Annotated in this window: 3 protein-coding genes, 1 tRNA gene and 2 rRNA genes; all 6 read left to right on the forward strand. The window is 42.2% G+C overall.

All coding sequences use genetic code 11. The features are described from left to right. The first annotated feature begins 10 nt into the window (after positions 1 to 10). Positions 11 to 126: ribosomal RNA gene (gene rrf / locus AC2204_RS20480) — 5S ribosomal RNA — on the forward strand. 80 nt (positions 127 to 206) lie between these two features. After that, positions 207 to 322: ribosomal RNA gene (gene rrf, locus AC2204_RS20485) — 5S ribosomal RNA — on the forward strand. A gap of 31 nt (positions 323 to 353) precedes the next feature. Beyond that, a tRNA-Asp gene (locus AC2204_RS20490) sits at positions 354 to 430 on the forward strand. 678 nt (positions 431 to 1108) lie between these two features. Then, positions 1109 to 1960, forward strand: coding sequence for a MurR/RpiR family transcriptional regulator (locus AC2204_RS20495; protein WP_318927742.1), 852 nt, complete (start codon positions 1109 to 1111; stop codon positions 1958 to 1960). A 161-nt stretch (positions 1961 to 2121) separates the two neighbouring features. Next, a complete protein-coding gene (locus AC2204_RS20500; RefSeq protein ID WP_318927743.1) occupies positions 2122 to 3612 on the forward strand; it encodes a PTS transporter subunit EIIC in 1491 nt (496 codons plus the stop codon). Next, positions 3609 to 4295 (forward strand): N-acetylmannosamine-6-phosphate 2-epimerase, encoded by a 687-nt coding sequence (locus tag AC2204_RS20505; protein WP_318927744.1) that lies wholly within the window; start codon positions 3609 to 3611, stop codon positions 4293 to 4295. Before AC2204_RS20500 ends, AC2204_RS20505 begins: the two co-directional genes overlap by 4 nt. Positions 4296 to 4833: the final 538 nt, after the last annotated feature.

Consider the following 4833-nt stretch of genomic DNA (forward strand, 5'->3'; position numbering starts at 1 on the left):
ACAGAATTTGTCTGGCGACCATAGCGCTGTGGCCCCACCTGATCCCATGCCGAACTCAGAAGTGAAACGCAGTCGCGCCGATGGTAGTGTGGGGTCTCCCCATGTGAGAGTAGGTCATCGCCAGGCGCCAAATTTGAGTTTACGTTTCTATAAACGTGAGCTGTATAAAGATTGATATTTCAGCCTTGCTGAAAACAAAGAATTTACTTGGCGACCATAGCACTATGGACCCACCTGATCCCATGCCGAACTCAGAAGTGAAACATAGTAGCGCCGATGGTAGTGTGGGGTCTCCCCATGTGAGAGTAGGTCATCGCCAGGTTTCAAATTGCTTTATGCTGAATAGACACTGCGGAGTGGTAGTTCAGTTGGTTAGAATACCGGCCTGTCACGCCGGGGGTCGCGGGTTCGAGTCCCGTCCACTCCGCCACTTATTAAAGCCCCAGTCTAACGACTGGGGCTTTTTTACGTCTGGAGCAATATGAATAGGCACTGCGATGTGGTCGTTCAGTTGGTTAGGCTTTTAATTGGAGATCTTCGCGGCCTGTCGCGCCGGGGGCGCACTGATTTCAAGGAATGGCAAGTCCCGTCCACTCCGCCACTTATTAAAGCCTCAGTCTAACGACTGGGGCTTTTTTACGTCTGAATAAAAGTGAAATCGTGTCATTTCCTCTTGTTTATCCATGCTGTGCTGCCCCTTTCAAGCTTTTAGGTTCCAGTGGTTTAAAAGCTGTACAATCTATTAAGGTGTTAATTATCAGTATCTTATGATATTTTATCTATGGTGTTATTGTGGATGTGAATTGTGTATATCTTTTTTATGTTCTGTTTCATAAAAGGTGTACACCTATTTTCTTCTTGATGCATAAAGAAGATTTCGGAATTTATGAACCCTATCTATGCTGGCATATAGTAATATTGACCACAGTTAGAAATGACAGTGCGATGAGTGAAACTATAAGCCACAACACAAAATTGATAGTGATTGACTTAGCGAGACGGCCATTACTCATTGATGATGGGCTGAGGCTCTCTTTAGTTAGTTACTTAGTTACTTAGTTACTTAGTTGGTTTATATTAATATTAGAAACTTCATTAAGGCTATAAGATGAATCATACGAAAGACGTTCTGGCTAGTATTCGCAGCGTTAGAAGTAGCCTAACAGTATCGGCTCAGCGAATTGCAGACTTCATACTTGAGAACCCCAAAAAAATAACAAACTTATCAACTGCAGAGCTTGCTAACTCATCTGGTGTAGGTGAAGCAAGCCTGATACGTTTTTGTAAAAAAATGGGTTATTCTGGCTTTCAGGAATTCAAAATGTTGCTGGCTATATCGTTAGTTAAGAATGAAACGCCACAGCCAGACTTATTGTCGAGTGAGATAGATCTTACTGATGATATGGAAATCATTGGAGAAAAGCTTCAGCTGGTTTTACAGCATGTGCTATCAGAGACTCGCGCCCTATTGGATTTTGATGTGCTACGTGAAGTCTCTGACAAAATTACCACTTCATCGTCGACTACATTCTTTGGTGTAGGATCTTCTGGAGTTACAGCGGAAGAGGCAAAAAACAAGCTAATGCGTATCGGGTATAGTGTCGATGCTATTGCGAACAACCACTTTATGTACATGAAAGCCTCGCTGCTTGGAAAGGGGGATGTCGTGATCGCACTATCACACTCAGGCGAATCCCCTGAAACAATTAAAGCATTGCGTATTGCAAAAGATATGGGTGCATTCACTGTAGCGTTAACCCATAATTCGCGCTCGACGATTTGTCATTACGCGGATAAGGTTCTGCTCAATGGTAATCGTGAGAATTGGTTACAGGGCGATTCGATTGGCACGAAAGTCGCTCAAATGTTTGTTTTAGATTTACTGTATACTGAACTGGTTCGTTCGGACCTTAAAACTGCACAAAGTAACAAACTTAAAACCACGCAATCCATCATGTAGTACAAGTGATTTTGTGAACCATGTCATGAATTGATTCATTCATGATAGATCACTACACCCTTAAATGGAATTATACTCCACAAATAATCAACGCTCGGAGTTTGGTTCCTATGTCAGGTTCTACTTTTTTTGAAACAGCACAAAAATTCGGGAAGTCTTTTATGCTTCCGATTGCAGTTCTTCCCGCTGCAGGTCTATTACTTGGTATCGGCGGCGCATTATCAAACCCTAACACCTTAATTGCTTATCCATTTTTAGATGTTGCGCTCCTACAAGCAATTTTCACCATTATGACGGCTGCTGGTGCAATCGTGTTTGGTAATTTACCGGTGCTATTCGCGGTCGGTGTTGCTGTCGGTTTGGCTCGAAGTGATAAAGGTACGGCGGGTCTTTCCGCGTTACTTGCTTACTTGGTAATGAACGCAACGATTGGTGCAATGCTATCGCTGCAAGGTAGCCTGGCAACAGGCAATCTAGGGGCTGTGGGTCAGGGGATGATCCTCGGTATTCAAACCTTAGATACTGGTGTGTTTGGTGGTGTGGTTGTTGGTATCATGGCTAACTTCTTGCACTCTCGATATAACAAAATTGAACTACCTAAATTTCTTGGTTTTTTCGGTGGTTCCCGTTTCGTTCCTATCGTTTCTGCATTTTCTGCGATCATTCTTGGCGCAGTAATGTACTTAGTGTGGCCTAAGATTCAGTCTGGCATCTTCAGTATGGGTAGCTTAGTCGAAACAACGGGATACATAGGGACATTATTCTACGGTTTCATTCTTCGTATGTTGGGTTTGTTCGGTCTTCACCATATCTTCTATCTTCCTTTTTGGACTACCGCACTTGGTGGCACCGAAATAGTAAACGGTGTGATGGTTGATGGTACACAACGAATATTCTTTGCTCAGTTAGCCGATCCGTCAGTACAGCAGTACTTTATCGGTACCTCTCGTTTCATGTCCGGTCGTTTTATCACGATGATGTTCGGTCTTATGGGAGCGGCACTTGCTATCTACCACTGCGCCAAACCCGAGCACAAAGTCAGAGTTGGTGGCTTGATGCTATCTGCGGCTTTTACTTCGTTCTTAACGGGTATCACGGAACCCCTAGAGTTTTCATTCTTATTCGTTGCTCCTGCTCTGTATGTAGTGCATGCGGTATTTGATGGCTTTGCATTTATGCTGGCTCACATGTTCGAAATTACAATCGGTCAAACCTTCTCGGGTGGCTTTATTGATTTCATTCTGTTCGGTGTTCTGCAAGGTCAGGCTAAAACGAATTGGATGGCGGTTCCAGTTATTGGTACTGCCTGGTTCTTCCTGTATTACTTTTCATTCCGCTTCATGATTACTAAGTTCAATTTTAAAACTCAAGGCCGAGAAGATGAATCACAGGCAGAAGCAATGAATATATCGGGTACTGAACGTGCTATTGCGATAGTTAAGCACCTAGGTAGCGCAGGTAACATCAAAGATATTGATTGCTGCGCAACACGGTTACGTCTGACAATGGGAGATGCGACTAAAATTAACGAGGATGGTTTAAAAACAACCGGTGCTGTTGCTGTAGTCGTTAAAGGTAACGGTGTGCAAGTTATTTACGGTCCACACGTAACCATCGTTAAAAATGAATTAGAGGAATTGTTAGGGCTATGAGTGATTTTTTCACCAGAGCGAAAGGGGCATTAATCGTTTCATGTCAAGCACTTGAAAATGAACCTCTGCACAGTGACTTCATTATGAGCCGCATGGCGCTTGCCGCTGAGCAGGGGGGCGCATTCGGAATCCGTGCGAACTCCGTTAAAGACATTACGGAGATCAAACGAACGGTTAATTTACCTATCATTGGTATTATCAAACGCGACTATGATGATTCGGAAGTGTTCATTACGGCAACGATTAACGAAGTTGATGAACTGATGACGACGAATCCTGACATGATTGCTATTGATGCAACTGATAGAAGTCGCCCTAACGGTGAAATGCTAGAAGATTTTGTGAAAGTAATTCGTTCGAAGTACCCACATGTTCTTCTCATGGCTGATATTTCCACGTTAGATGATGCTATGGAGGCTGATAGGTTAAAGTTTGATTGTGTTTCATCAACACTTCACGGTTATACCGAAAATACAAAGAACAGTAAGTTATTTTCGAATGATTTCCAATTCCTTAAAGATTTGCTTGAAGCAGTGACAATCCCTGTTATTGCGGAGGGTAATGTAGAAACGCCAGAAATGGCGAAACGTTGTCTAGATGTTGGTTGTCATGCGGTTGTTGTCGGTGGGGCAATTACCCGACCAAAGCAAATCACTGAACGATTCATTGAAGCAATGAAGTAACACCATCCCCCTACGACCAAAGGCTATTTTTCGAAATAGCCTTTTATTATATATTTCTTGTTCTTTAGGGTGACATCAGCAATACGCTGAACTGATCTTCAAGGTCTTAACCTACGAATTGAGCAGTTCCAGTAATTTAGTTAACTCATCTAGTGAGTAAATCATTCATGATGGTGAGTCATAACAGAAAATCATCAAAGGCCGTTTTACATCACCTTTCGTTTATGCGTTAAGAGCTGAAAATATATGAATGAATGTGTGTAATTAATGGTCCTAAAGTAATTTATTAAAACTACTCTTATTAACGTTGAGTAGGTTTAATCAATTCATGATGAGTCTCCGATAGCTTAAAGTTAATCTGGAAGATATTGATTCGATAATAAACACCCTACATATTGGCTCTGTTCAGTACTCAAGTTGATAAACTATATTATAGATAGATATGCTAACTCCTTGAGGCTACCAGCATGGAAGACTTCAATTTTACGCAACTATTAGAGTCTATCCAACGACTTACACCTGAGCAAAAACAGTGCAT

The sequence above is a fragment of the Photobacterium sp. genome (assembly GCF_057456235.1).

Excerpts from the sequence above, each read along its gene's own strand:
- AC2204_RS20500 (WP_318927743.1), top strand. The coding sequence starts at position 2,122 with ATGCTTCCGATTGCAGTTCTTCCCGCTGCAGGTCTATTACTTGGTATC.
- AC2204_RS20495 (WP_318927742.1), top strand. The coding sequence starts at position 1,109 with ATGAATCATACGAAAGACGTTCTGGCTAGTATTCGCAGCGTTAGAAGT.
- AC2204_RS20505 (WP_318927744.1), top strand. The coding sequence starts at position 3,609 with ATGAGTGATTTTTTCACCAGAGCGAAAGGGGCATTAATCGTTTCATGT.